Source organism: Curtobacterium sp. MCBD17_030, from assembly GCF_003224255.1.
GTDB lineage: Bacteria > Actinomycetota > Actinomycetes > Actinomycetales > Microbacteriaceae > Curtobacterium.
This window is the reverse complement of sequence record NZ_QKLI01000015.1, coordinates 36,659-56,492: the sequence shown is the minus strand read 5'-3', so window position 1 is coordinate 56,492 and position 19,834 is coordinate 36,659. Positions and strand designations below refer to the sequence as shown.

General features: G+C 66.7%; 18 protein-coding genes, 1 tRNA gene and 1 pseudogene. 8 read left to right on the top strand and 12 right to left on the bottom strand.

Going from position 1 to position 19,834, the window contains the following annotated elements; genetic code table 11:
• Window positions 1-70: 70 nt before the first annotated feature.
• A complete protein-coding gene (locus tag DEI89_RS12800; protein WP_110904441.1) occupies window positions 71-523 on the bottom strand; it encodes an SRPBCC family protein in 453 nt (150 codons plus the stop codon).
• A 201-nt stretch (window positions 524-724) separates the two neighbouring features.
• On the opposite strand from DEI89_RS12800, the gene DEI89_RS12795 reads away from it, so the two are divergent.
• Together DEI89_RS12795 and DEI89_RS12790 are read left to right on the top strand one after the other, a co-directional pair.
• Window positions 725-1,267 (top strand): amino-acid N-acetyltransferase, encoded by a 543-nt coding sequence (locus DEI89_RS12795; RefSeq protein ID WP_181421642.1) that lies wholly within the window; start codon window positions 725-727, stop codon window positions 1,265-1,267.
• Between the two features lie 64 nt (window positions 1,268-1,331).
• On the top strand, window positions 1,332-2,024 hold the full coding sequence (locus DEI89_RS12790) for a hypothetical protein (RefSeq protein WP_110904440.1): 693 nt from the start codon (window positions 1,332-1,334) through the stop codon (window positions 2,022-2,024).
• Between the two features lie 75 nt (window positions 2,025-2,099).
• Here DEI89_RS12790 and DEI89_RS12785 read toward each other — a convergent pair whose 3' ends face one another.
• Together DEI89_RS12785 and DEI89_RS12780 are read right to left on the bottom strand one after the other, a co-directional pair.
• Window positions 2,100-2,306, bottom strand: coding sequence for a cold-shock protein (locus tag DEI89_RS12785; RefSeq protein WP_065963953.1), 207 nt, complete (start codon window positions 2,304-2,306; stop codon window positions 2,100-2,102).
• 122 nt (window positions 2,307-2,428) lie between these two features.
• Window positions 2,429-3,535: an acyl-CoA desaturase gene (locus tag DEI89_RS12780; protein WP_110904439.1), complete on the bottom strand. Its 1,107-nt coding sequence runs from the start codon at window positions 3,533-3,535 to the stop codon at window positions 2,429-2,431.
• A gap of 196 nt (window positions 3,536-3,731) precedes the next feature.
• Between DEI89_RS12780 and DEI89_RS12775 the strand changes: the two genes are divergently transcribed.
• Window positions 3,732-4,019: a hypothetical protein gene (locus DEI89_RS12775; protein ID WP_110904438.1), complete on the top strand. Its 288-nt coding sequence runs from the start codon at window positions 3,732-3,734 to the stop codon at window positions 4,017-4,019.
• 73 nt (window positions 4,020-4,092) lie between these two features.
• Window positions 4,093-4,476 carry an SseB family protein gene (locus DEI89_RS12770; protein ID WP_110904437.1) on the top strand — a complete coding sequence of 128 codons (384 nt, stop codon included), beginning with the start codon at window positions 4,093-4,095 and terminating at the stop codon, window positions 4,474-4,476.
• 44 nt (window positions 4,477-4,520) lie between these two features.
• Here DEI89_RS12770 and radA read toward each other — a convergent pair whose 3' ends face one another.
• Complete coding sequence (gene radA / locus DEI89_RS12765) at window positions 4,521-5,882, bottom strand: DNA repair protein RadA (protein WP_110904436.1); 1,362 nt, start codon at window positions 5,880-5,882, stop codon at window positions 4,521-4,523.
• 9 nt (window positions 5,883-5,891) lie between these two features.
• Window positions 5,892-6,860: an SGNH/GDSL hydrolase family protein gene (locus DEI89_RS12760; RefSeq protein ID WP_110904435.1), complete on the bottom strand. Its 969-nt coding sequence runs from the start codon at window positions 6,858-6,860 to the stop codon at window positions 5,892-5,894.
• 141 nt (window positions 6,861-7,001) lie between these two features.
• On the opposite strand from DEI89_RS12760, the gene DEI89_RS12755 reads away from it, so the two are divergent.
• Window positions 7,002-7,091: transfer RNA gene (locus DEI89_RS12755), tRNA-Ser, on the top strand.
• Window positions 7,092-7,186: 95 nt separating this feature from the next.
• Here the strand turns inward: DEI89_RS12755 and DEI89_RS12750 are convergent.
• The 4 genes and pseudogenes from DEI89_RS12750 to DEI89_RS12735 form a co-directional block, all read right to left on the bottom strand.
• Window positions 7,187-9,130 carry a hypothetical protein gene (locus DEI89_RS12750; protein WP_146236787.1) on the bottom strand — a complete coding sequence of 648 codons (1,944 nt, stop codon included), beginning with the start codon at window positions 9,128-9,130 and terminating at the stop codon, window positions 7,187-7,189.
• The gene (locus DEI89_RS12745) at window positions 9,127-10,407 is read right to left on the bottom strand and encodes a hypothetical protein (protein ID WP_110904433.1); all 1,281 of its coding nucleotides are present in this window, start codon (window positions 10,405-10,407) and stop codon (window positions 9,127-9,129) included. The genes DEI89_RS12750 and DEI89_RS12745 overlap by 4 nt, the downstream gene beginning before the upstream one ends.
• A gap of 621 nt (window positions 10,408-11,028) precedes the next feature.
• Window positions 11,029-11,184, bottom strand: a pseudogene (locus DEI89_RS17765) (transposase); the annotation flags it as partial.
• A gap of 77 nt (window positions 11,185-11,261) precedes the next feature.
• The gene (locus DEI89_RS12735) at window positions 11,262-11,921 is read right to left on the bottom strand and encodes a hypothetical protein (RefSeq protein WP_110904432.1); all 660 of its coding nucleotides are present in this window, start codon (window positions 11,919-11,921) and stop codon (window positions 11,262-11,264) included.
• A 190-nt stretch (window positions 11,922-12,111) separates the two neighbouring features.
• On the opposite strand from DEI89_RS12735, the gene DEI89_RS12730 reads away from it, so the two are divergent.
• Together DEI89_RS12730 and DEI89_RS12725 are read left to right on the top strand one after the other, a co-directional pair.
• Window positions 12,112-12,438: a hypothetical protein gene (locus DEI89_RS12730; RefSeq protein ID WP_110904431.1), complete on the top strand. Its 327-nt coding sequence runs from the start codon at window positions 12,112-12,114 to the stop codon at window positions 12,436-12,438.
• Window positions 12,439-13,116: 678 nt separating this feature from the next.
• Complete coding sequence (locus DEI89_RS12725; RefSeq protein ID WP_110904430.1) at window positions 13,117-15,879, top strand: helix-turn-helix transcriptional regulator; 2,763 nt, start codon at window positions 13,117-13,119, stop codon at window positions 15,877-15,879.
• Between the two features lie 50 nt (window positions 15,880-15,929).
• On the opposite strand, the gene DEI89_RS12720 is transcribed toward DEI89_RS12725, so the two are convergent.
• Together DEI89_RS12720 and DEI89_RS12715 are read right to left on the bottom strand one after the other, a co-directional pair.
• Window positions 15,930-16,883, bottom strand: a complete 954-nt coding sequence (locus DEI89_RS12720) for an SDR family NAD(P)-dependent oxidoreductase (protein ID WP_110904429.1) — start codon at window positions 16,881-16,883, stop codon at window positions 15,930-15,932.
• Window positions 16,876-17,475 carry a type 1 glutamine amidotransferase domain-containing protein gene (locus DEI89_RS12715; protein WP_181421640.1) on the bottom strand — a complete coding sequence of 200 codons (600 nt, stop codon included), beginning with the start codon at window positions 17,473-17,475 and terminating at the stop codon, window positions 16,876-16,878. The genes DEI89_RS12720 and DEI89_RS12715 overlap by 8 nt, the downstream gene beginning before the upstream one ends.
• Window positions 17,476-17,567: 92 nt before the next feature.
• Between DEI89_RS12715 and DEI89_RS12710 the strand changes: the two genes are divergently transcribed.
• The gene (locus DEI89_RS12710; RefSeq protein ID WP_110904427.1) at window positions 17,568-17,936 is read left to right on the top strand and encodes a helix-turn-helix transcriptional regulator; all 369 of its coding nucleotides are present in this window, start codon (window positions 17,568-17,570) and stop codon (window positions 17,934-17,936) included.
• A 232-nt stretch (window positions 17,937-18,168) separates the two neighbouring features.
• Here the strand turns inward: DEI89_RS12710 and DEI89_RS12705 are convergent, their stop codons facing one another.
• Entirely contained in the window at window positions 18,169-19,803 is a 1,635-nt protein-coding gene (locus DEI89_RS12705) for an ATP-dependent DNA helicase RecQ (RefSeq protein ID WP_110904426.1), read from the bottom strand.
• Window positions 19,804-19,834 lie beyond the last annotated feature (31 nt).

Sequence of the window (19,834 nt, the reverse complement as noted above, 5' to 3'; positions counted from 1 at the left end):
ACGACAGACGGGAGGCCCGGTACCAGCTGGTACCGGGCCTCCCGTCTGTCTGCGGTCAGGCGGTCAGGCGTCAGGCCTGGACGTCGCCGCGCCAGCCGTCGCTGATCGGGGCGGCCTCGACACGCTCCTTGTAGTTCTGCAGGTCCTTCTTCACGGCGTGGCCGCCGACGCCGACCGCGGAGCCGAGCTTCTCGAGGATGCCGGACGGCTCCCAGTCGATCTGCACGGTGACGCGGGTCTCTGTGTCGGAGAGCTTGTGGAACGTGACCACACCGGCGTGCTCGGTCTCGCCGTCCTTGACGGTCCAGGCGACACGCTCGTCCGGGTGCTGCTCGGTGATCAGGGCGCGGAACGAACGCTCCTGACCGGCGACCTTGACGGTCCAGTCGGTCGTGGTGTCGTCGACCTGGACGATCTTCTCCACCTCGTCCAGGAAGGTGGGGAACTCCTCGAAGCGGGTCCACTGGTCGTAGGCGGCACGGACGGGGACGTTGACGTCGACGGTCTCGATGATCTGGGGCATGTGGTGCTCCTCCTGCTCGTCGTACTGGTGTGTCTCGGACGGTAGGCCGGTGCGCCTGTGCAGGGCCCTGACGCATGTCCCCCGATGACGTCGTGTGACGTGGCGGGTCGGACGGGGCTGCCGGGGCTGCCGGGGCCGGCGTACAGCCGGGGGCCGGGTGCGGCGCGGCCAGGCGGTTGGCGGAGACGTAGGCTGGAGCGGATGACTGAGCACGGACGGCATGCGTTCTCCGAACGGGACGACCACGGGATCCTGGTGCGCCCGGCGCTCGCGTCCGACGTCCCGCACATCCAGCGGCTCATCGCGCCGTACGTCGACCGGCGGATCCTGCTCGGCAAGGAGAACGTCGTCCTCTACGGGTCGATCCAGCAGTTCCGGATCGCCGAAGGGCCCGACGGTGTCCCGATCGGCTGCGGCGCCCTCGCCGTGTTCTGGGACGACATCGCCGAGGTCCGCACGCTGGCCCTGGACCAGGACTGGATCCACAAGCGCGTCGGCCACCGCATGCTCGAGGCGCTCGAACACGACGCCCGCGAGCTCGGTGTCGCCCGGATCTTCTGCCTGACGTTCGAGGTCGACTTCTTCGCCAAGCACGGCTACCTCGAGATCGGCGAGACCGTCGTCCCACCCGAGGTGTACGCCGAGCTCGTGCGCTCGTCCGACGAAGGCGTCGCCGAGTTCCTGGACCTCGCCCGGGTGAAGCCGAACACGCTCGGCAACACCCGCATGCTGAAGATCCTCTGACGGGTTGACCGGCCGCCCGGCGAGGGACCTCCTCCGGGCTCGCACGGATGTCTACCCTGTGCGCATGTCGTCGTTCCGCCATCCCGTCGGCCCCGAGCGTCCCGGCACCTACTGGCGCCGCCGAGCCCTGGTGCTCGGGGTGGTCCTGCTCGTCGTGGTCGTCGTCGTGCTCATCGTCGTCGGTCGTGGCAACGGAGCCCCCGCGGCCGGTCCGACGCCGGGTGCCGGGGCTTCCTCGGCAGCAGCTGGTTCCTCCACCGGCTCTGGCGGGGCTGGCGGTTCTGGCGCGTCGGATGCCGCCTCGGGCGCGCCGAAGTCTTCGCCGGCCCCGTCCGCCGCAGCCCGCAAGGACGGCGCGGCCTGCGACCCGCACCAGATCGAACTCACCCCGGTGCTCGACAAGCGCGTCTACGCAGCCGGCGAGGACCCCCAGGTCGCGATGTCGATCAAGAACACCGGGTCGAACTCGTGCCACATGGACCTCGGGTCCGCGCAGCAGGTGCTCACCATCACCTCGGGCACGGAGCAGTACTGGTCGTCGAAGGACTGCCAGACCGGAGGCACCGACCAGGACGTCACCCTGAAGGCCGGCCAGGAGCTCACCACGCCCGCCATCGCCTGGGACCGCACCCGGTCCTCGGCGACCACCTGCGACACCGCACGCGCCTCGGTGACGGGCGGGGGAGCCAGCTACCACCTGCAGGTCGCGGTGGGGGAGATCACGTCGGCGGAGTCGGTGCAGTTCGTCCTGAACTGAGGACATCGGGGCGGGAACGACGAAGCGCCGGGCCCGAGGATCGCTCCTCAGTCCCGGCGCTCACGAAGACCGGTACTAGCCGATGACGGTGATGTTCTCCGCCTGCGGGCCCTTGCGGCCCTCGGTGATCTCGAATTCGACCTTCTGGTTCTCCTCGAGCGACTTGTAGCCGTTGCCACCGATCGCGGAGAAGTGGGCGAAGACGTCAGCGCTGCCGTCGTCCGGCGCAATGAAGCCGAAGCCCTTTTCGTTGTTGAACCACTTGACAGTTCCAGTTGCCATTTCGGCGTTCCTTACTTTCTTACGTGCGCGGCGAGAGAATTCCACCACCGCGGGTTTCGACGACGTTGCCATCGAGTTGTGTGCGACACCCGGCATCGTGCGGGGTGACGGAGATCAGAGGTTCAGTGCAATCTGTAGGCACTGACCATCGGGCAGGTGAACGGGTCGCGCGCTGCGAGACCGACTCGGTTGAGGTACCGGACGACGATCCCGTAGGAGCGGAAGAGTGAAGTCTCCGTGTACGGGACCTCGTGCTGTTCGCAGTGCTCACGCACGAGGGCCTTCGCACGACGCAGGTTGGGCCGCGCCATGCTCGGGAACAGGTGGTGCTCTGCCTGGTGGTTGAGACCACCCAGCAGGTGGTCCACCCACACGCCACCAGTGATGTTACGGGAAGTTCGGACCTGACGCGAGAAGAAATCTATCTTGGCCCCCTCGGCGATGACCGGCATGCCCTTGTGGTTGGGCGCGAACGACCCTCCCATCATGACACCGAAGACCGCCATCTGGACCGCGAGGAACGCGAAACCGATGCCCAGCGGCATCACCGCGAAGACGAACCAGGCGAGCAGACCGAAGCGTGCGACGAGCAGCACGGCCTCCAGGCGGCGCTCCCTCGCCGTGCCCTTCGCGGCCTTGCCGGTGACGACGGCACGGACTGACAGCCAGTGCAGGTTGGCGCCCTCGAGCGTCAGGAGCGGGAAGAACGCCCACCCCTGGACCATCGCGAGCTTCCGGAGGAACCCGCGCCGCTGCTGGGCGTCCTCCTCGATGAAGACCACGCCGTCCGGGGCGATGTCGGGGTCCTTGCCGATCGTGTTCGGGTTGCCGTGGTGGCGGTTGTGCTTGTTCATCCACCACGAGTACGACAGGCCGACGACGAAGACGCCGATCCAGCGACCGGCGTGGTCGTTCCACTTGCGCGAGGCGAAGATCTGGCGGTGTGCCGCCTCGTGCGAGAGGAACGCGAACTGCGTGAAGAGGACACCCAGGACCCCGGCGGGGATCAACTGGAACCACGACGCGCCGAGTAGGGCGGACACGCCGAGGGTCGCGGCGGTGGCGACGACGAGGGACGCGAAGACCGCCCAGTAGAAGCCGGTCCGGCGTTCGAGGAGACCTTCGGTTCGGACCCGCTCGAGCAGGTCCTTGTACGTCGAGGTCGGTGTCGGCGCTCCGGGGGTCCGGGGAGCGGTCGGGCGGTAGAGGGTGGGCGATGGTGCCGGCATGAGAGCTGCTTCCCCATCAGGAACAGCCCTTCGGCCGTGCAACGAAAGTTCCCGCGACTGCGATTGAGGCGAAAGTAGTGACGTTGTCTGAGTTATCACCGCGAAGCGCGCCTGCTGAGTGCGTCTACAGGACGACGGGCGACTTCGTGACGGCGACCGCGGCGCAGCGTCACGGACATCGACGGAAGGCTGGGCAATGAAGTACCTCATCTACGGGGTCGCCTCGGTCATGACGAGCGATGAGGCCGCATACGCCGTGCTCGACTACGCCACAGCCCTGGCCCAGTCCGGACTCGCCGATCGTGTCGATGTCCCCTCGGTGGACGACTACGGCATGGCGGCGACGTCGAGCTTCATGCTCGCCCCCGCGATCGGCGTCCTGGTGCAGTCCGCGCCCGACGATGAACTCGGGCCGGAGACCACCCAGTTCGCCGCTGACCTGCGCACCCGGACGCACGCGGTGCAGGCCGGCCGGGTGCACTGAAGCGGTCCCGCCCTCCCCTGTCTGACGGTTTGACCGGACCCGTGCGCACTCGCATGCTGCTTGACTAGGGGCGATGGCAGAGAAGGAACAGCGCTTCCGGAGTGAACAGCTCGAGGAAGCCCTCGCGAAGCAGGACGTCGCCGCGGTGGCGTATGCGCTGCGCAACGACATCGTGATCGTCCCGCGGCTCGTCACCGGGAAGAAGGACATGCAGGTCCGGGTGTTCGGTCGTGAGGACTCGGACAAGCGCATCCTGCTGCTGTTCTCGTCGGCGGACGCGTACACCGCGATGGTGCCGGGCGAGAAGCTCCGGCAGGTGATGGTCTACGACGCCGCTCGGCTCGAGGAGTTCCTGGCGGCACACCTCGACTCGCTCGAGGGCGTGTTCTTCGACATCGCCGGGCCGCACACCATGCAGTCGGAGCCGGCGGACCTGTTGGCCGCGCTGCGCGCCTGACTGGTCTGGAGGCTGTGTCTGGAAATCCAGACGGGCTGCCGATCTCAGAACGCGGCGTCGAGCTCGCGCTCTCGCGGTGACTTCGTCATCGAGAACGCGACCCGCAGGGCTTCGCGCAGGTGCTCGGCGTCAGCCCCCAGGACGGTCGTGAAGCCCAGACGTCCGGCCTCGTTCGCGCGCTGCTTCGCCCCGGTCGCCGCGCGGATCTCGCCGGCCAGGCTGATCTCCCCGATCGCGGCGAGGGTGTGCGGATACGGGCGGTCCCGAGCGGCACTCGCCAGGGCGAGCACGATCGCCAGGTCGGCGCCCGGCTCGGTGAGCTTCATGCCACCGACCGTCGACACGTAGACGTCGGCGTCCGACAGCTTGATGCCGGCGCGGCGTTCCAACACCGCGAGGAGCATCGCCACCCGGGACGCGTCGACACCGTTCACGACCCGACGTGGCTGCGGCGCGGAACTCGGGACGACGAGCGCCTGGATCTCGACCGGGAGGGCGCGTCGGCCTTCCATCGCCACGGTGATGCACGTGCCGGACACCGGGGCGCCGTTGCGGGACATGAACAGGCCGCTGGGGTCCGGGACCTCGTGGATGCCATCGCCGGCCATGTCGAAGCACCCCACTTCGTCGGTGGGGCCGAACCGGTTCTTCAGCGCTCGGACGAAGCGCAGCGCGGTCTGTCGATCGCCCTCGAAGTGGCAGACCACGTCGACCAGGTGTTCGAGCAGTCGGGGGCCGGCGATCGTGCCGTCCTTCGTGACGTGTCCGACGATGAGGACCGGGAGCGCCTTCTGCTTGGCCACACGGATCAGCGTCGAGGCGACTTCGCGGACCTGGGACGTGCCGCCCGCGATGCCGTCGACGGAGGCGGACGAGATGGTCTGCACGGAGTCGGCGATGAGGAGGTCCGGTTGCACCTGCTCGATCTGCCCGAGGATCACGCCGAGGTCGACCTCGCTCGCCAGGAACAGGTCGTCGTGCATGGTGCCGGTGCGCTCGGCACGAAGCCGGACCTGGTCGACCGACTCTTCAGCACTGACGTAGAGGACGCGCTTGCCCATCGCAGCCGCGCGTGAGGCGACCTCGAGCAACAGGGTGGACTTGCCGACGCCGGGCTCACCGCTCAGCAGGACGGCCGCGCCCGGGACGATGCCGCCGCCGAGGACCCGGTCGAATTCACCGATGCCGGTCTGCCAGCGCTGGAAGGAGCCGCTGCGGGCTTCGGTGATCGGTCGGGCGATGCGGTTGCCGGTGACGGCGATCGACGTGGTGCCGCGTGTGCTCGCCGTCGCGGCAGATGCGTCCTCCACCGTTCCCCACGACTGGCACTCGCCGCAGCGGCCGACCCACTTGATGCTGTTCCAGCCGCACTCGGTGCAGCGGTAGGACGACTGGGGGCGGGCCATGCGACGAGGTTAGGCCGCTCCGCCGACATCGGTCGGCTCGTTGCCATCGGTCCGGCCGGGCAGCGGGAGCGACCCGGTGACGCGCTGTCGCAGGCGGTCGAGCGAGCTCGGACGGTTCGCCGTGTCGAGTGCTTCGGCGCCGTCGGTGTCCTGCTCGGCGCGGGCATGGGCGACGTCACCGGCCTGGCGGCCGAGGTCTTCGGCTTCCCGCGCGGACAGGTACCGCCGGATGGCCGCGACGGTGTCGACCCGGGCGTCGACGGCGGGCTCGAACGCGCTCGCCCAGATCTCGTACCCACGGTCGTTCGGGTGGAACAGATCGCCGTAGGAGTTGAAGAACGTCCGACGGATCCCGACCCGTTTCGTGATCGCGTGCAGCGGCGCCACGGTCAGACCGAGTTCGTCGGCCACCCGGTGCACGATCTCGTTCGCGACGGCCACCTTGCGCTCGCGGTCGGGCACGAACATGCACGGCAACTCGGCGACGATCGCGTGCGACGGGACGGCGCCGTAGATCGCGCGGATGTTCCGCTCGAACTTGTCCGGGTGGAAGTCGGCGATGTCGTTCGCGCCGATCGAGACCGTGCAGACGTCGGGGGTGAAGTGCCGGAGCTTCGGGAGCTGGTCCTTCTTCGCACCCCACGTCGTGGCTCCCGACACGCTGAGGTTCACGACGCGCACGGTCATCCGTGACCGATGCCGGATCCGACGGCTGAGGAGCCCCACGTACCCACGGCCGGGAGTCGTCGCACCGACGCCCTGTGCCGCCGAGTCCCCGATCGCCAGGTACGTCAACTGACCCTCGTGGTGGAGCCGTTCGCGCCACCAGTCGGCGTGCACCGGGAGCATGTCGACCACACGCTGCGACGCGGCCCGCTGTCCCCGGATCCCCGCTCGTGCGCCGAAGCCCGCTGCTCCGCTGACCACGGCGGCGCCGGCGAGGGAGGACAGCAGGGCGACGAGGGTGCGCGTTCTCATGCCGGAGACGGTACGCGCGGACCCTCGGGTCGAGGTCACGGTCGTGACGGTCTGGGGACGAGGCGCCGGAGGTGCGCGCCCGTGGAGGGGAGGCGTGCTGGGTGTCGCCGGGGGCCTCCCGGATCGTGTAAACTCTTCCCCGGTACCGTGTCCGAGCGGCCGAAGGATCATGTCTCGAAAACATGTGTGGGGGCAACTCCACCGTGGGTTCAAATCCCACCGGTACCGCCACAGGGTCATTTGCAAGTCTGAGGTATCAGCGTTTGCAAGTCTCACCCAACAGAAGAGCCCCCGGCAGATGCCGGGGGCTCTTCTGTTTGTCCGGGTCAGGCCGGGGGTTCCGGCAGCGCGGGCTCCTCGTAGGGCACGAGTTCGCGGGGCGGCGGGTTTCGGAGGTAACGGGTTTCGCCGCGACGGTCTCGGGACCGCTGCAGGTACTCGCCTTCCTTCTTCCTCGGCTGGGGTGCCCGTCCGGCTGCTGCTCGCAGCTGCTGCTCTCGGAGCGCGTTCTCGAAGTTGATGATGCGCGTCATGTTGGACCGGACGGCGAGGAGTGCGAGTGCGAGCTGTTGGGCGGCGAGTCCACGCATCGGGCGGTTCGTGGTGACGTGGAGCTTGTGGTCGCGTTGCAGCAAGTCGTTGGTGGATTCGCTGCTGCTGCGGTCGGAGCGGTAGGTCTTGAACCACTGGCGGCCGTTGTGGCGGAGCATCTGCCGCTGCTGCACGTGCTCGGTGGGCTTCACGGTGACGCTTGTCTGGCAGCACACCCGGTAGTCCTTCTGCCGGTCGCTGATGTTTGCCCGCTGAATACGGACACGGTCTGCTTCATCGTCCGGCACAGCTTTCGGGTGAAGCTTCCGCAGCGGGCAGGACGCCGTTGGTGAGATACCGGAAGCGGGGCAGCTGAGCCGGAGCGTGCCGTCGGGCTTCTTCTCGTGCACGCTGAGCTCGTAGCGCTCGAGCTTCTCGAGTTCTTTCCAGTACTCCGCATCGGTCAACTGACCGGCTTCCCATCGTTTAGTTACCTCGAGCAGGTCGAACGGAGTGGACGGGCAGACGTAGCGTCCCTCGACCATGATTGCGCCGCCGAGCGCCCCATTGGTGATTCCCTTCTGCCGGTCGACATAGTCCTTGACCACGGGGATGCGTCGACGTACGAGTTCTTCGTGGAAGGCGTCTTTGAGCTGCGAGTACCCGCGGTCGAAGGAGAATCGGGTCAGTTCGTACCCGCGCGCTTGTAGGGAGTCGAGCAGGTCGATTGCGTGGTCGCCGATGCGCTTGTTTGGGGTGCCGAGGCTGATGGCGCGGATGAGCTGTGGTGCCTGCAGCTTCTTGTCGAGGTCGGGGTCCTCGATGACGTCGATGATGATGTTCGCCATGTAGGACAGTTCCCACTTGACGCGGGATACACGCTTCTCGTCGTCGGCGTTGCGTTTCTTCGCGCCCTTCTTCTTCGGCGCCCAGTCGGCCTCGAGCGCGAGCACCCGCCGTCCTTCGGCCTTGTCAGTGGTCGTGTCGAGCTTGTTCCGCATCGGCACTTCGTTCCCGTCCTTGTCCCGCTTCCACCGTGCTTGGTGCACCCCGGCGGTCACCTGGCTCTGGTCGATGGTGAACGCTGTCTTCCTGCGTCGGAACTCCGGCGCCTGCTGCCGAATCGACATCTCGACGAGAGCGTTCATGAACCACTCTCCCCGGGCGCGCATCCGCGCAACGAACGCTTCGTCGAGGTTCGCTTCCCACGCCTGACGCTCTTCCAACGTCATCGCCTTCCATTTGGTTCGCTGGAACCCGTCGTTTGCCACGTACGGGTCGAACGTCGCGATGACGCGGTGGATGGCGCGGTGGGCGAGGAAGTACCAGTTCTTGAACGGGTTGTCGTAGAGGTGGGCGATGCCGAGTACCTCACGTGCCTCGGGGGTGAGACGGTGTTCCAGCGCCCGTTCCATGTCGCGGACACGGACGGTCGACTCCTCCATGACGAGGATGAGCGCGACGGTGAGGATGACGGCGTCGGAGATGTCGGGCTGCGGCCCGCCGGCACGTTTCCCCGCCACCGCCCGGTCGAACCGTCGCCATCCGACGAGGGCCGGCAGGACGCGCGACTGCAGTAGGCGGTTCAGCCATGTCTGTGCAAGGTCCGCGTCGATGGGCGTCATGGAGCCCGCGCCGGCGGCAATTTCCCGGTCGGTGAGGCCACCGTCGGTCGAGGCTGCGAGCACCTCGAGGGTAAGGGCGACAGTGTCGTCCCAGGACAGCGATTCCATCGTCATCGGGCGTCACCGCCATCCTGCTTGTCGCGGCGCTCCTGCAGCTGCTCCCGGAGCTCTGTGAACGTTGCGGAGTCCGGGGCGGCGGCCGGCATGTAACGCGACGCTGAACGTCGCTTGTTTCGCGGAACCTCGGCGCGGAATCGCTTTGGCATCCAATCCGCCTCCAGCGCTGCGATACTGCAGCGTTCCGTGTGGACGTGCTCCGCCGTCCTGGGCACGGATGACTGCGCGCTTCCGGCTGGCACGGCGGTCTGGTCCAGGTGGAGCGCGACGTCTGCACGGCGCAGTGCAGTGTTCGCGAGGTCGTGCGGAGCCAGTGGTCGGTTCTGCCCCTCGATGTCACGACGCAGCTTCCGGTGTGAGGTGGCCCGCTCGCGGTCAAGTGCCGTGGGACGCATGTGAGCCGACGGCTGGCGGAGTACCGCGTCCCAGTCGGTCAAGTCGGCCGGTGCGACGCGCGGCAGGTAGCGGCGGAGCGTCTGAATATCGGGCATGCCGGCGGCCTGCATGAGCACGCCGAGAGGGAGTACCGGCAGCTGGCTGAGCACCCACGTGTCGCGGAGTCGCTGCGCGAACGGGGCGGGGTGCTCGCCGACGCAGAACCACGTCAGTGTGCGAGGTCGAGTGTCGTCAGCCACGCTGGGGAAAAGGACGTGCCTGTCGGCTTCGAATGAGTCGATGACGTCGTCGATGTACGTTGCCCACTCGGTCTGGATTGGGACGATGCGCGGGTATCGACCCGTGACGCGGACGCTGTAGCCGGTTGCGGTGCGGACGATATCGCGGCCGCGAACGTGTGCGCATTCGACGGACTGCAGGCCGGCACCGCCGGCGAGGGCGAGGAACGTCTTCGCATAGCGGCGGTGCACTGCGTTTTTGCGTGCGGTGGCCCAGCTTTCGATTTCGGCCAATTCTGCCGCCGTGTAGGGGACGACTCCGTGGCTGATGCGTCCGCGATTCTTCCGGTTGTGGTCGACGTCAGCGACGGCACTGGCGACTCGGAACAGCAGCGAGTGCAGCGTCTTGTGCAGGCTCGCCTGCTTGTTCGGGGACCGCATGCGGATGTAGCGGCCGAGCAGCGTCGGGTGGAACAGTTCGGTCCGGTTGAGAGGGGCGCGCTCTTCGTTGACGGCCCACAGGATGTAGTGGGTGACGACGGAAAGCATGCGGAGGCCGACGGTCGCGTTCGACGGGCCGGAGTCGAGTACCGCCTGGCGTGCGAAGTCCTTCACACGGTCCCAGTCACGCGGCACGACGGTGGAGGGGCGGTACTGCATCAGCGCCTCCCCTACACTCGGCGAGTCGTGGTCATTAGTAGGAACAAAGTGTGCTACAGGAGCTGCGGGAGCGGAAGGGGTGGTGTGGTTTCGTTCGGTCATGCCAGGGCTATGCGCGGCCTTATCTCCCGGCCGGGATCTGGAGTGTCAGATCGCGCCGAGGAGCGGTCTGGGATGCGCACCCTCTCGTGGGAAAACCCCTGATCACGGATCAAACGTCCGCGGCGCTTCCCCGCCTGACTCCTCTAGGAAGTCCACTTTTGCGTCTGTTCATCCCGGGCGTGTCGCAAGCCCGAGGCGGTACTTCAACTGCTCGACCATCGCGCCTCACGGCTGCAGCCGAACCTTCGGCGGAGCGGAGGAACGGCTCCTGCTCGTAACTACCCCGGGTTCTCGCGGGGAGCCAGCTAGCGTCCCATTGAGCTGAACGGGGGAGCACCAGAGGGATCCTCGCGCCGATAGCTCCCGGGCAGATTGAGTTGATCGGCGATCAGCCGGCTCACCGAGATGTCACGAAGTGACGACTGCCACATCCACCCGGAATTGCTCCGGTCAACTGTTTCGAGCGCTCGACGTTGCGTCTGCGCGGTGTTGCTGCATTCAGCGACGGCGCCCTGCGACCCCGATGCCGTCGTCACGGTCCGCCAAGCGCAGCCAGCGGGCCAGGCAGGACTCGGAGACACCGAAGTCCTTCGCGACCTGCCGCACTGACGTCTCGCCCTTCCGGGCGACCGCGATCACGTCACGGCGGAACTCTTCCGGATACGCCTTCACCATGGCGCACATCCTTTCAGCAGGAGCCAATGCCCCTACCTCTCAGGAGTCAACCGAACCTGCAGCAGTCCCCCGGGCCGTCAGTCATGAACGAACGGCAGTACCCGGTCGAGCGCTTCTGCGGATTGCAGCCCGGCGGTTCGCAGCAGCAGCTTTAGTGGGGTGCCTCGTTCAAGGTGTCCGACCAGCCATGTCGCTCGCATCCGTCGGGTCTGCAGCGGTACTTCGGGTCCTGTGCGTGAGACGAAGTCGGTGATGAGGTTGATGTTGCCGCCGCGCTGGTCGGTACGGAACGCCCATCCTTCGCCGTCCATGAACTGCAGCCGTGCGTGCAGGCCCGCGTCCCACTCGTGGAGTACCGGTACCTCGCGTTCGTTGTCGCCAGCGACTCGAATGATCAGTGCTGCGCCTACTTCGGCAACGTGCTCGAGTCGCTGCCGGATGATTTCCGCCCCGGTTAGGCCGGCGCCGAAGCCGAGAGACAGTAGCGCAGCAGCTGAGGTTCGCCGTTCGACGGACGTTTGCGCTCGCGACCAGCCTTCGAGGGTCGCTTGTTCGGCGACCGTGTAGGGCGTGACCGCGTCCGCTTTCCCGAGGGCCTTGAACTTCCCGACCGCATCGTCGCCGAGGAGCGCTTCGGAGACGCGGCGAAGCCGGGCTCGGATGGTGTTCCGGCTGGCACGATTGTAGCCGGCGAGGTGATGCGTCACGAATCGATTGACCATGTACGGGTCGAACACGGACGCGTCGTCGAGTGGCGCGTATTCACTGCGGGAAAAGTGAGTCAGGCGCGTAACTGCGGGGTACAGCTCTCTCGCGTTGTACGTGACCAGAGGTTCTGCTCTGGCGACGACGTCATGGACGTATGGTCCGATGGCGTCCCAGTCCTGTGCCGGGAGCTGTGGCCGGTATGGACGACTTAGCTCAGCCATGGCGTTGCTCGTCGCTCTGCGCCTTGCCCTCTACGCTTTCGGTATGGGTCGTCCGATGCGTGCATTGCCGGTGGAGCTTGCGGACGCGCCGTGGCCGGAGGTGCCTTCCTCGGACCAGTTCGGGGAGATCGCTCGTCAGTTCGTGTTGAACGTCCGCGACGCGATGGCGGGGCGAAGTCTTCGGGCGGTCGCTGCGGATGCCGGTATCGGGCATGTCACCCTGCAGCGGGTTCTTGCCGGTCAGGCGTGGCCGGACCTTGTGACGATCGCGCGTCTTGAGGTGGGGTTGGATGCGGCGTTGTGGCCGAGGCATCCTGTGTCGTGAATCGGTCGTTGAAGCGGTGGGCCATCTCGTAGAACGCCGCCCACCCCGCTGGGCTTCGTTCCTGCGGTTCCGGCGGGTACCAGTCACCGTCAACGAGATCGGCAAGTTCCTGCATCGACGTCCACGTGTTTGGGTCATGCTCGTCGAACGTCGGGGGAGTGCGATGGGTGGGGAGGCCGCAGCGTTCGTCGTAGTCGTTACGGTCCGCGACGAACTCGAGCGCGATACGGCGCAGGCGCCGACGGAGCTGCGCGTCCCGGCCGACGGACGAGATGCTGACTTCTCGTGTGTCGAGGTCCAATCGGGCGGCCGCATGTGCCTTGCCGTGAGTAACGATGATCGTGACGGCGGAGCCATGAGCGATCGCTTCCACGACTACGCCTTCCGGTGGCAGCACGGACGTTGGCCAGCCCAGTCGGGGGATCTCGCGTCCTCGAAGGAGGGACGCGATCTCCCTCAGCACCCCAACACCGTCGGTCATAGTTACGAACATACGCCTTCTCGGAGGAAGCGTCCATCCCTACATCCTTGGCAGCGGCGGCCCCAGGAAGGACGACATCGAATGGTGCAGCGGTCCTACTCCTCTCGCCATGACGTGTGATTCCGCGACGGCGAAGTCCAGCTACGCTTTCCCTGCCTCGCATGAGGCCTTGCCCGAGCATGGGGTGGAGGAGAACGATGATCGGCCGGTCGGAAGAACTCGCCACGCTGCGCAGCATCATCACTCAGGTCGTCACGACCGGTCAGGCCGTCATCGTTGAGGGCGAAGCAGGTATCGGAAAGTCGGCGCTGATCTCCGAAGCCGTTCAGTTGACCGTCGACGCGGGGTTCCGTCAGCTGCGGTGCACGGGGATGCAGAGTGAGACGACGGCCGGGTTCGCGAGTCTGCATGAACTGCTACACCCGGTGCTCGGTCAAATTCACACGCTCCCGTCGCGACAGCGGGGAGCGCTGTTAACCGCGTTTGGGTTTGAGGACGGGCCCGAGCCTGACCGGCTGCTCATCAGCCTCGCGGTGCTCGGCTTGCTTGAAGAAATTGCTTCACAGCAGCCAGTGGTCCTGATTGTGGAGGACTTACAGTGGCTGGACGCGTCCACGGTCGAGGCCATCACGTTCGTTGCGCGGCGGCTCACGACTGCGCCGATCCTGATGCTGATCGCTGCTCGAACGAGCGGCGAAGTCTTAGCTGGTGACCCGCTCACCGGGCTTCCGCTCACGCGAATCAACTTGGGACCGTTCACCGTCGGTGAGTCGCGCGAATTTTTGGACACCGTACCTGTCGAACTCACTCGCGAGCAGCGCTCGAGGGTGCTGGACGAAGCAGCGGGCAATCCGCTGGCTCTGCGGGAATTCGCGACCTCTGTGAGCACGACAGCAGGCGATGATGCGCTCTCGCCGTTCGGCCGGCTCCCGACGACACGACGACTCGAACAGAACTTCCTCGGCACGGTTTCGGCGCTTCCGTTCGGCTGCCGCCGCATGCTTCTCCTCGCGGCCACGGCACACGACCCCGTCGTTAACGAACTCTTCGCGGCGGGGCAACTTCTCGGCCTTGCACCGTCGGAGCTGGATGCCGCGGAGCGTGCGGGTTTGGTTTCCGTCTCCGGTGGACGTCTCAGTTTCCGGCACCCGTTGGTGCGGTCGGCTGTGTATGGGGCCGCCACGACGACCGAACGAGGACAGGCGCACCACGCGCTCGCGGAGGTGAGTACCGACTTCTCTCGGGCCGCCTGGCACCGAGCCGCGGCATCGGACAAGCGCGACGAACGCGTAGCAGCGGAACTGGAGGAGGCAGCCGAACAAGCCCGGCGACGGGGGGCGCAACCTGAGGCAGTCGCAGCCCTTCATCGGGCGGCGACGCTGACCCCAAATGTCGGCGACCGTGTGCGGCGACTCGCCACTGCGGCGGAGATCGCGCGTCGAGCCGGAGCGACCGCCGTGTCGGCCCGCTTGGTGGAGGAAGCGATTCCGCTGGCAGGCGACGAGCAGGTGGTGGTCGGGCTGACCTCGACGCAGTTGCTACTCAGCATGACCGCAGGCACGCCGGGGCCGAGCGGCGTGGAACTGATGGGGCTGGCACGCCGCCTCGGGGGCGCGGAGGGCACCGATCACCCCGCGGAGCGGATCGCCGTGCTCTGGACTGCCGCTGTCGGCTACTACGGGCAACCTGCCTCCGACGAGGCGCGGCACCGGGTGGAAGCAGAGGTCCTCGCTATTGAGCCCAGCAGGTGGGACCCGTACCGGCAGATGGCACTGGGCCTGCTCGATCCGGTTCATCGAGCGGCCGAGCTTCGGCCGGAACTGCCTCGGCTCGCAGCCGCCCTTTCGGAGGACACCCTCGGGTTGCAGAGCCTGGCGCTAACATCCGAGTCCTTACAAGACCTACCGATGGCGTTCGAGAGCTGGAGCATGGCGGCCGATCGCGCTCGCCGGACCGGATTCCAGAGCGATGAATGCCAAGCGCTCCGCGGGCGTGCGAACATGCACCTGATGCTCGGCCGGCTGTTGCCAGCTCTCGACGACATCGAACGCGCGATGCGGATGGTGGAGGACCAGGCGTTGCCTGTCACTGAGGCCGCAGTTACTGCCATAGCTGCACGGGTGATGGCGTGGCAGGGGGACCTTGTTCGGGCTTCGGCAATCCTGGGGAGGAGCCGGGAACGAGCCGCTGAGGCCCCCTTGGCCTTGGTGAGTGCGGATCAGGCGTGGGCGGGCGGACTGATCGCCCTGGCAGAGCAGCGATATCAGAGCGCGTGGGCCGAACTTGCCGATGTCGCGAACCACCCTGTGACTGCCATGTGGGCAGTTGCCGACCTCACAGAAGCAGCGGTGCGGGCTGGTGCACATGTTGCGGTCACCCCGATCGTCGAGAGCGCTGCCCGGGATGCAGAAGTGATGGGAGCGGCGCATCTCGACATGTTGATTGGCCGGAGCCGCGCCCTGCTTGCGCCTGAGGACGACGCCGAGCTGCACTTCCGCTCAGCAATCAACTCCGGGGTGGCCGCGGGCACTCTGCTGGAACTCGCCCGAACCCGCCTCCTCTACGGGGAGTGGTTGCGTCGACAGCGCCGGCCGCTGCATGCACGCGAGCAACTTGGACAGGCCCTCCGAACCTTCGAAGCTGCCGGTGCTCGAGCACTAGTTGGCCGGGTGCTGGCGGAGTTGCGCGCAGCAGGCGTCGCGACACCGAGCGCATCACACCGTCATCGATCCGACGCAATCTCACTGCTGACTCCGCAAGAGCTTCAGATCGCGCGGCTGGCGGCACGGGGAATGACGAACCGCGAGATCGCCGACCAGGTCTACCTGTCGCATCGCACGGTGAGCACCCACCTGTACAAAGCGTTCCCGAAGCTCGGCATCACCGCAAGAGGGCAACTACGGGAAGCGCTGATGCGGGCCGATGATGGACAGAGCGAACTTCCACGCGAGCACGACTGAGCCGCCGCCACGACGTCCTGCAAGCCGGACGCCGCGGCGGAGACTCACGATCAACGAACCGCAGCAGATCCGAGCGACCAGAGCTGTTCGGCGTTCTCGGCATCCACCGCATACCGAGCGACACCGCGGTCGTGGCCGGCGCCGTCCTCCAACTGCTCCGCTTCCTGATTGTCCTCGAAGTACCGTCCGGTCACACCCTCGACCAGCGGTGACGCGACGAGCAGCGCCGACGTCGCAGCGCCCTGGGCGGGGGTCTTAAAGAAGTCCTGCTCAATGCGGTTGCCGTCGGAGTCCAGCGCACCCATGGCGCGGAGGGTGTCCTCGTCGAGGTGTCGCTGCAGACGCGTGGTGATCCATCCCGGCATTAGGGAGTTCGCACGAACTCCGTAGTCCCGCCACCGGTCCGCGATCCCGGCGGCCAGGAGCACGTCGGCCGTCTTCGACTGGGCGTAGGCGCCCCACCGGTCATACGGACGCACAGCGAAGTTCGGGTCCTCGAAGTGAAACGGCGACCGGAGGTGCGCCGTCGAGCTCACCGTGACGACCCGAGCCCCCTCCGCGGCGAAGAGATGATCCCGCAGACCGAGAAGTAGCGCGAAGTGGCCGAGGTAGTTCGTCGCAAGCTGCATCTCCCAGCCGGCGCCTGAGGTGCGCTTCTCCGGTAGCGCCATGATCCCCGCGTTCGCGACGACGCCGTGCACGGGCCCGTCTTGCTCCGCGGCGAACAGAAGCACCGAGTCGAGGTCACCGAGATCGAGTGGACGGACCGTGATGCTCCCGCCGTTCGTACCTGCGGCTCCGGCAGTGGCGGACAGCGCTCGCTCGCAATCACGGACGCCGATTGTCACGTCCGCACCAGCTCCGGAGAGGGCACGAACCGTCTCGAGTCCGATACCGGAGGCACCTCCCGTGACGACGTAGTGCCGACCGTGTAGGTCGACTCCGGCGAGGACTTCGGCGGCGGTGGCTTCCGGGCCGAACGGCGTCGTGAGCAAATCAGTCATGGTGGTTCTCCTCACGAGCGGTACGCAGACGGTCGAGAACGCGAGCCATCTGCTGTGGCATGTCGCCCGGCTTGCGGGCGGTGATGAACTGGCCGTCCTCGACGACCGGCGCGTCGACGTACGTCCCGCCCGCGGCGCGGACCTCGTCCGCGACCTCGCGCCATGACGTCATGTTTCGTCCTGCGACGAGTCCGGCGGAAGCGAGGACCTGAGGACCGTGGCAAACGGCGCCGATCACTTTGCCCGAGGCTGCGAAGTCGCGGACGAACTCGAGGGCCTCGGGCAGGGTGCGCACCTCTGCCGGTGCGAGTCCTCCGGGGATGAACACGGCGTCGTAGTCGGACGGATTGGCCAGCGCGATGGGCTGCAGGCCGGTCGAGAGTGCAAGTCCCTTGTATGCAGTGACGGTTTCACCGGTCGGGGTGAGGACGTCGACGTCGTAGCCCTCTTCCACGAACCGGTAGTAGGGGTAGAAGAACTCGACGTCCTCCACGCGGTCGGCAGTGACGATGGCGATGCGGCCGAGCGGCGCCTCGTCTTGGCGGATGGCAGCTCGGTTGTCGGTGACCTGGGGGTCGATGGTGGTGGGCAAGGCTCTCTCTTCTCTCTGTTCGGCGGTCGTATCTGACCGGCATGGTTTGACAACCATCAAACCGTGGCCATCATTCCTGGTAGGTTCGACGTATGTCAAACGTTCCGACGCAGGATCATCGCGACCCGTTTCCGCTGCCGGCCGTCGCCGACCTCGACCTGGTGCAGGTGCTCAAAGCAGCGGGAGACCCGGCCCGGCTGGTCATCCTCGAACGGCTGTCCGACGGCGAGTACCACCCGTGCAACCTCACCGACTACCGGCTCGAGATCCACAAGGCAACGCTGTCTCACCACTTCAAGGTCCTCCGCGAAGCCGGATGGACCCGTACACGCGTGACCGGTCGCGAGTACGCCGTTCAACTCCGCCGGGACGCACTTGACGCGCGATGGCCCGGGCTTCTAGGCGCTGTGATCACCGCCGCCCTCCGTGACAACCCCGAGGCCGAACTACCTCCGGCGTAGCGGTCGGTCGTAGTCCGACGCGAACGCGGCTGAACGAGAGAGTGATGTTCGAGCATCCGCCTTGTGGAGAAGTTGGCTCCGGTGTTACCGAACAACGGCGACCGGGACGCCTTCCCGGGGAGCGCACCGTGCGCTTCCAATGATCGTCGTTCGGTGTGGTCCAGGTCGCTGCCTGGGTAGTCGGGGCCCGCACGCTCAGTGGCCTGTTGTGCCCGCCGAGCGGAGCGACGAGTCAGTCGAGACGGGTCAGGAGGTTTCGCTTTCGCACGTCCACCAGCGAAAGCGTCCGGTACCCAGCACGGGGGAAAAAGACAGTGAGTCGGTCGTCCTCGGTGCTCATGATGTTGCCGTCGCCCCACACCGGATGGCGCACGGAAGCGTCCGGAGGCCACTCCTCGTCGTGGGCACCGTCTGCTGGATGGGAACCAACGGCGTAGGCAGTGCCCGCGGTGCAGGTGTCGCAGTTTCCGCAGGGGTGTGCCAGCTCGCCACCGAAGTACCCAAGGAGGAACTGTCGTCGGCACGCGCGCGTCTCCGCGTATTGACGCATCATGTCGATGCGCGACTGCTCGACGTGCTCACGCTCATCAGCGCGCTGCTCGGCGGCCTGGATCGCTTCCCCTAAATTCCAATTGTGCTCGGCGATATGGGCAAGCCCGCTCTCCTGATCGAGAAGGACGGACGCCTCGACGAGGAGATTGGCCGCTCGGCCTGCAGCGTGATCCGACAACCCTGCGGCGGTGGCCAGGGCCGATCGCGACAGGTTCCCACTCCGTGGGACGGCAGTGAAGACTGCACGGACAGCTTCCGGATTTGGGCTGCCGGAGGCGAAGAACCGTCGGATGCCGAGGTCGCCGGACAAGTAATGCAACGTCGCGACTGCAGCCGATCGGTCGCGGCCAGCGCGACCAATTTCTTGGTAGTAAGCGTCAACGGACTCGGGGATGTCGGCGTGGATGACGAACCTGACGTCAGGTTTGTCAATGCCCATACCGAAAGCAGTCGTGGCGACGACGACGTCGACATCGCCGTTGAGGAAGCCCTTGTGGACACGGGTGCGCTCGTGGTCGGGCAAGCCTGCGTGGTATGGCTGTGCATTCCGCCCCGCAGCGCGCAGCGCTGCTGCGTAGGTGGCAGTCTCAGCGTGCGTGGCGACATAGACGAGGCCCGCGCCGTTCGTGTTGGCAACCTGGCGAACGACGGCATCCGCCTTTGTGCCGCGGTCTTCGTGCCGCACCACTTCCAGCCGGATCTCCGGCCGGTCGAAACCGGCGGCAACCACGAGTGGTTCCCGCATCCCGAGACGTTCTAGGATCTCCCGCCGGACCGGCGCGGATCCTGTCGCGGTCAGTGCCAGGACCGGTGGCCGTCCCAGACGCGCGATCGCTGCGCCGAGAAGGAGGTAGTCGGGCCGGAAGTCGTATCCCCAGGAGGAAACGCAATGCGCCTCGTCCACCGTTACCAGTCCCACTCCCGCGGCTCGGAGTCGGGTGACCACCGAGTCATTGGCAAGCTGCTCGGGAGCGAGGAATACGTACCGTGCGCGCCTGGTAGTGATGTCATTCCACGCAGCGTGGATGTCCCTGACGTGCATTGAGGCGTTGATCATGACCGCTGGTGGCGTATCGGGATGACGTTTCAACCCGGCGAGCTGGTCTTCCTGTAGCGCAACCAACGGCGACACCACGACGATCAGGCCGTTTATCGCGAGGCCTGCCACTTGGTAGATCGCTGACTTCCCCGACCCGGTCGGTAGCACGGCGAGAGCATCCCGACCAGCCGTGACGGCGTCGATGACGTTGACCTGTGCGGGGTGCAACTGCCACCCGAAGACCTTCGAAGCGCGGGCGCGAAGCGACTCCTCCATCAGAGGCCGACTCGCCACGGAGTGTCGAACG